The sequence below is a fragment of the Paenibacillus enshidis genome (genome assembly GCF_042136365.1).
Lineage (GTDB): Bacteria > Bacillota > Bacilli > Paenibacillales > Paenibacillaceae > Paenibacillus > Paenibacillus enshidis.
Genome location: NZ_JBHHMI010000007.1, coordinates 212,341 through 218,659, shown reverse-complemented (window position 1 = coordinate 218,659; position 6,319 = coordinate 212,341). Strand labels below are relative to the sequence as shown.

General features: G+C 48.6%; 5 protein-coding genes and 1 rRNA gene. All 6 read right to left on the bottom strand.

Going from position 1 to position 6,319, the window contains the following annotated elements:
• Positions 1-73: ribosomal RNA gene (locus tag ACE41H_RS11020) — 16S ribosomal RNA — on the bottom strand; the annotation flags it as partial.
• Positions 74-555: 482 nt separating this feature from the next.
• Complete coding sequence (locus tag ACE41H_RS11015; protein WP_375355280.1) at positions 556-2,007, bottom strand: LysM peptidoglycan-binding domain-containing protein; 1,452 nt, start codon at positions 2,005-2,007, stop codon at positions 556-558.
• A 167-nt stretch (positions 2,008-2,174) separates the two neighbouring features.
• Positions 2,175-3,059 carry a branched-chain-amino-acid transaminase gene (gene ilvE / locus ACE41H_RS11010; protein WP_375355278.1) on the bottom strand — a complete coding sequence of 295 codons (885 nt, stop codon included), beginning with the start codon at positions 3,057-3,059 and terminating at the stop codon, positions 2,175-2,177.
• On the bottom strand, positions 3,052-3,972 hold the full coding sequence (pheA, locus tag ACE41H_RS11005) for a prephenate dehydratase (RefSeq protein ID WP_375355277.1): 921 nt from the start codon (positions 3,970-3,972) through the stop codon (positions 3,052-3,054). The genes ilvE and pheA overlap by 8 nt, the downstream gene beginning before the upstream one ends.
• On the bottom strand, positions 3,969-4,940 hold the full coding sequence (gene thrB, locus ACE41H_RS11000; protein ID WP_375355275.1) for a homoserine kinase: 972 nt from the start codon (positions 4,938-4,940) through the stop codon (positions 3,969-3,971). Before thrB ends, pheA begins: the two co-directional genes overlap by 4 nt.
• 90 nt (positions 4,941-5,030) lie before the next feature.
• Positions 5,031-6,317 carry a homoserine dehydrogenase gene (locus tag ACE41H_RS10995; RefSeq protein WP_375355274.1) on the bottom strand — a complete coding sequence of 429 codons (1,287 nt, stop codon included), beginning with the start codon at positions 6,315-6,317 and terminating at the stop codon, positions 5,031-5,033.
• Between the last annotated feature and the right edge of the window lie 2 nt (positions 6,318-6,319).

The window sequence follows — 6,319 nt, the reverse complement described above, 5'->3', positions numbered from 1 at the left end:
AAGTCCGCTCGACTTGCATGTATTAGGCACGCCGCCAGCGTTCGTCCTGAGCCAGGATCAAACTCTCCAATAAAGATCATCCAAAGAATGATCGTCCCTGCATTCCATTCGGTCCATCTCGTACAGAGCGGATGAATGAAATTCAGTCTATTGCAAAAGCGATTAAGCTCATTTGAATCTGACGAGATTTGATATCTCATTTTTCGCTCCGCCATTTATTCTGTCATAGACACGAACCAAATGGCTTCACGGATCGGTTTTACGATGTAAAACCTACTCACTCGTTGTTCAGTTTTCAAAGATCAAACTTTTCTTTGCTTTAGCTCATCGCATCAGCAACTTTTATATCTTATCATCTCACGACCATTTTGGCAAGCACTTTTTTTTAGTATCTTTTCAAAGTTTTTGTTTCATTTTGGCCGGAATTAGAATATATCACATCTAGCATTATGATACAAGCATTTTTTTAATTATATTTTCTTATCACCGTACTTAATTACAGCAAAAAAACATAAAAGAACGGATGTAAACATTCCGTTCTTTTACGAGAGTCTGTCATCTCTTGATCCAGGGGTTTTTGCGTTTTGGTTTTGCCGTCCGTTTTCGTTGATTTCCTGCTCTTCGTTCGTTGAATCTTTTGTCTAAGCCATTGCTTTTATTGGAGATTTTTGCTTTCGCTGTACTTTCAGCAACACTGGCTAAAGCTTGCTCCGGCTCGGCTGTGATTTCGTTTGCCAACCCGGTGGCATGAATTTTCCCCTCTTGCAGGGGCACCGTCCATGGAGAAGCTTGGTTCAACTCCGTACGATATCCATACGGTTGCGGATACCCGGGCGGATAATAAATCGGCGGAAATGATGGAGCGCTTGTATACGGTGAATAAGTCATAGGCACATACGGATCGTTGTGTGCAGGAATATTGGAAGCAGCAGTATGCATCGACGGGTAGTAGGGGTGAGAATAAACCGGAGAGGCAAAGGATTCCCCTGCCGGGTACGGATTCGCTGTAGGAGTATAGCCGGCACTCGGGTAAGTGTAATAATGATGCTCACCGAATTGCGAATTCACTGGCGATGTCATGCCAGTTTCCCACTGCGGCTTGAATGCTGAATTTTCTCCATAGGGATAGTTCGAATACATCATGTTAGCGCTATAAGGTTTATTTTCTTCACTATACGGTTTATAGTAAGCCGGATTTACTGCAGTTGGAGCAGGGATGTTCGGGTTGACATGCTCAGCCATAATTCCGGGATACATATTATTAACCTCTGATTGAGCCACATAGGGAGGGGAGTACGTCTCGTAAATCGGCATTTCGAACGGCTTATTTGTTTCGGGGCTCTGATAGATATTTTCAAGAGAGATAGCCGCATTTGTATTTTCTGTACTGTCTGTATTATCTGTATTTTCTATGTTTGCATTTTCCACTGCTTCGTTTTCCTTCTCTTTGTTTTCAGCTTCCTCCATCACATTCTCGTTCTCAGGAAGTTTTTGCGGAATATTTGGCATCTCGGGAATCTCGGGCATTTCAAACATTTCATAAGGCATTTCCGGGTTGGATGTATTCTCCTCTTTTACTCCGGTATTTTTTTTATTCAGCGGCAACTTCACATTTCCGCCTGCCTGATTTTCCGAGGCATTGGTTTGCCCTGGATCTGCCTGTGTACCTTCAGCTTTTGGAATATTAACAATCTCGCCGGTCATGAGAGCATTAGGATTTTTAAGCTGGGGATTCGCGTCAATCATGTCCTTCAGCGGTATCCCCCACGCTTTCCCAAGCTTCCAAAGGGTGTCTCCTTGTTTTACCTTATGTTGATAAGCCACCGCCATGGGCGGTGCAGGCATAGCGGCCGACGCCGGGGACGGAATTTTGATTTTGGTGCCTGCCATGACTTCATCCCGATTTGTAATATGCGAATTGGCACTGATCAACTGCTCAAGGGGGATTTTATATTTTTGCGATAGCTCATACAATGACTCCCCTTTTTTGAGGATGTGTATTTTCACGGTGTCAAAACCTCCTAAACGTTCGTTTACGGGCTGACCTGTGCCCGCTTATCGTTAATAACATCTTATGCACGCAGTAGGCGAATGACATCCCTATTCAAAAAAAATCTGAAAAAAAGCTGCCCCCGGAGCAAGAATACCCGCTCCTGAGGCAGCACACGATGGAATTAGGATTCCCAAACTTTATAACCGTCGAGATTTACAATTTTGCGGAATTCCTCCAGCAGCTTCAAAGTAACCGGACCCGCAGCCCCCGTTCCAATCATCCGTCCGTCCACTTCGTTTGCGGCAATCACTTCCGCAGCCGTACCGGTGAAGAATACCTCATCGGCCACATAGACGTCATGCAGAGTGAAAGGCTGCTCCTTCAGTGCATAACCAAGCTCGCTGCAAATATCGATAATGGCGTTGCGGGTAATGCCTTCCAAAGCACCCAAATAGCATGGAGGCGTGAATACCGTCCCGTTTTTAACGATAAAAATGTTATCTGCAGATCCTTCCGTTACATATCCCTGGGAATTCAGCATGATCGCCTCACCAGCACCGGCGTAGTTGGATTGAATTTTAACCAGAATGTTATTCAAATAGTTAAGCGATTTGATTTTTGGATTCAGCGCATCTGGAATATTGCGTCGCTGGGATACCGATATCGTTTTTAGACCGGTAAGATAGGCTTCCTCCGGATAGATCGACAGCTCTTCCACAATAATAATGACGCTGGCTTTCGGGCAGCGAAGCGGGTCCAGACCAAGGTTGCCAGGGCCACGCGACACAACCAGCCGGATATAACCGCTGTGCATATCGTTGCGGCGGATCGTTTCCGCCATTGCCTCAAGCATTTCCTCCCGGGAAAGCGGAATGTTGAGTTGAATGGAGTGGGCCGAATCATAAAGCCGGTCTAAATGCTCCTTGCATTTAAAAATGTTGCCATTGTAAATGCGAATACCTTCAAATATCCCGTCACCGTACAAGAAACCATGGTCATAGACCGATACTTTTGCATTTTCTTTCGTTACATATTCCCCATCTAAATATATCCATTGCTCAGTCATTAAGGACACCTCCGCTTTTTCCTGCTTCATCACAAGAGTTCAATGTTTTATCATATGCATAGCTTGGATAAGAACCGAGAATTCTGACCTGACATTTCAACGCCTCAATTTCTGCAAAAGCCGCCGTAAGCAGCACCGACTCCAAGGATTCCATGACTTCAATGTAAAAATAATAACTGCCAAGCTGCCTCTTGGTCGGACGCGACTCAATCCTCGACAGGTTCAACCGGCGCCAGGCGAAGGCCGACAGCACCTGGTGCAGAGCTCCCGGAAAATCCTCAGGCAGCGTAACCAGAACACTGGTCCTGTATCCTTTCGGCTTCCGCTGCAGCTCTATCGGATGGTGTCCAATCAACACAAATCTGGTGAAATTGTTGTGATGGTCTGTCACCCCCTCAGCCAAAATATCCAAATCATGTGTAGCCGCGCCCAAACGGGTTCCGATCGCTGCCCAGCCCTTACCCGGACTCCGTTTAACGATTTTTACTGCCTCCGCCGTACTGCCGGTGCTCTCCAGCTCGGCATGCGGCATATGCTCCCGTATAAACTGCTGGCACTGCGGCAGGGCAACCGGATGCGACATGACCTTGGTAATTTTGCTTAAGTCCAATTGGCCTGCTTGATCTAAAAATTCCTTTCGATGCCCGATCAAATTCTGAATGGACGGATAAATCCATTCCGCCTGCATGGCAATATCCACTTCATGAACCAGCCAATCCATATGTAGACTCACTGACCCGTCGATCGTATTCTCAATCGGAATGACACTGTAATCGGTATTTCCGCTGTCTGTGGAACGGAAAACCTCCGTGATTTGCTGGTAGTGAACCAGTTCGCAAGACTGATCCCCTAGCAGGTAATCCACCGCCTCATGAGAAACCGAGCCCTCCGGCAAAACTGCAATACGTGTCACAGCACGCTTTCCCCCTTTATCATATCCAAAAACGAACGACCACTTTCTGCGTCTGTGTAGACTTTTACCCCCTGCGCTTCGGGCTTAAGCCACATCATACGGATCGGGACGGATTCGCGCTGCATCGTTTCCTTCAAAAAACGCTCCAGCTCTGCCTTCCGCTGCTCACGCCGGTCTACCAGCGCCAGCAGGGTCGGGCCTGCCCCGCTCAAGGCGGCCCCAAGCGCTCCATGGCGCGGCGCTTCCTTCAATATTTCCGCCATGCCTGGAACCAGAGCAGCCCGGTAGGGCTGGTGAATCCGGTCTTTCATAGCCTCTGCAATGACCTCGAGATTCCCTACAGCTAAAGCTGCTACCAGAAGAGAGGAACGGCTGATATTATACACGGCATCCTGCAGCGAAAATTCCGCTGGCAGCACACCTCTCGCCTTGGAGGTCGCCAGCTCGAATCCCGGAATGACAACCAGAGCTTCCAGATGATCACCCGGGTCCAGCCTTATGCATTGGGCATGCACACCATCCCATACTGCTGTAATAATCCCTCCATACAAGGAAGCGCCCACATTGTCCGGATGCTTCTCTATAACCGTGGCCATATCAAACAGCTTGGCATCGGACAGCGGGGAACCGATCAGGGCATTCGCCGCAGCCAGTGCACCAACAATCGCGGATGCGCTGCTGCCCAAACCACGGGTCAAAGGAATATCCGAATACATGGATACCTCCAGCTCCGGTACGGATACCCCCGCTTCGTTAAAAACCATTTGCGCCACTTCGTAAATCAGATTGAACTTGTCTCCAGGAATACCCTTAAGCTGATCCCCGTACAAATGAAATCTTGTTTCATCGGATTGCTTCATTTCAATCCATGCATACAGGTTAAGAGCCATTCCCAGCGTGTCAAACCCGGGTCCCAGGTTGGCCGTACTCGCCGGAACCCGGACTCTAACTACCGGTGAATCGAACATTCCTTCCGCCTCCACTCGCGATGCCTTGCAACCATCACATCTCAGTTATGAAAATATCTCATATCCGCAAAATGAAACACAACGGGGATTCTAGCCCTCAACCCGATATACACTCTTTATTTTACGGATGACTTCCAGCGATTCAAAGTGATCAAGCACCTTCTGCATATTTGCCTTGCTGGCGCTGTGGGTAATGATGATAATTTCCGCATCCGGATTATGCTCGTTCGGCTGCTGCACCACCGATGCCAGGCTGACGCCGAATTCGGCAAATACCTGGGTAATTTGAGCGAGCACCCCGGCTTTGTCGTCCACATGCAGCAGAATAAAATTTTTGCTGAACACCTCTTCTTCACTGGTAAGGAGCTTAGGCTTATACGGGCTGATCGCCTTCAATCCATTGACGCCCAGCTTCAGATTTTTAACGACAGCAACGAGATCGGCCACAACAGACGTTGCTGTCGGCAATTCGCCCGCACCCGCCCCGTAAAACATCGTTTCACCTACCGCCTCCCCATGAACGTATACGGCGTTGAAAACCCCGTTCACCGAAGCAAGGGGATGGTTCTGGCTGACCATCGTAGGCTGTACGCTAATGTTAAACTGGTCACCGTTTCTATCTGCGATACCAAGCAGCTTCATTTCATAACCAAGCTTCTTGGCAAATGCGATATCTTCGCTGGAAATGTGCGAGATGCCTTTAACACTGACATCCCCAAGCTCCACATTGGAACGGAAACCGAGCGTGGCCAGAATGGCCATCTTGCGGGCAGCGTCCAGACCTTCGACGTCCGAAGTCGGGTCAGACTCGGCGTATCCGAGCTCCTGAGCCTCCTTGAGAACTTCATCGTAAGAAGCGCCTTCTTGACTCATTTTAGTCAAAATATAGTTGGTTGTTCCGTTAACGATGCCCATAATGCGGATAATGCGGTCGGACGAGAACCCCTCGATCAGCGTCCGGATAATGGGAATCCCCCCGGCTACACTTGCCTCATAAAATACGTCGCATTGCTTCTCCTGCGCTTTGGCCAATATTTCGGCTCCGTGCAGAGCCATCAGATCTTTATTGGCAGTAACGATATGCTTTCCGTTCTCGAGCGCTTGCAGCAGATACGCTTTGGTCTGCTCCACCCCGCCCATCACTTCAATGATCACATCGATTTCCGGATCGTTGATCACATCCCATGGGTCTCCTGTCAACCTGGAGGGGTCCACCTCAACGGAACGTGCCTTTTCCACACTCTTGACAGCAATTTTCTCAACCACGATCGGGGAACCTACCTGGCTGCTCAAATCCTCCTGATTGCCCTCCACAATACGGACCACACCTGTTCCAACCGTCCCCAATCCCAACAACCCTACCTTTACCGGCTTCATCA